The organism is Ralstonia sp. VS2407 (assembly GCF_052950655.1).
Genome location: NZ_JBRFVG010000341.1, coordinates 1 through 442, shown reverse-complemented (window position 1 = coordinate 442; position 442 = coordinate 1). Strand labels below are relative to the sequence as shown.

Here is a 442-nt window from a genome sequence, read left to right as displayed (position 1 = left end):
CTATGGGCCGGTCTCGGGTCATCAGGTCTTCGTCGGGGCTGGGCAGAGCTGTGGTCGCGGTTTCGAGGCGCCGCCCTGTCGAAGGCCGGCGCGCTTCCTAACTAGACCGGGCCGTACTGGAGAGCCACCGCATGAGCCGTACCCTGCCGCTGTTCGCCCTGCTCGGAACCCTCGCCGCGGGGGGCGCCCTTGCGCAGGAACCCGCAAAGGAGGCCGCGAAGGCCGCGGAGACCTACGCGGCCCCGATCAAGAACGCCAAGGGCGACACGATCGGCAGCCTGGCGATTCGCGACGGGGCGAACGCCCTGGTGCTGCGCGTGGCGATCCAGCCCGGCGGCCTCCCGCCCGGATGGCACGGGATGCATTTCCACGCGGTCGGCGACTGCGGGGACCCGAAATTCATGAACTCCAAGGCGCACGTGAACCACGACCAGAGCAAGCA

Annotated in this window: 1 protein-coding gene; it reads left to right on the top strand. The window is 69.5% G+C overall.

All coding sequences use genetic code 11. From position 1 onward, the window contains the following. Positions 1-131: 131 nt before the first annotated feature. Positions 132-442 (top strand): superoxide dismutase family protein (locus tag ACU8YE_RS25355; RefSeq protein WP_446930342.1); only part of this gene is annotated, 311 nt, incomplete at its 3' end.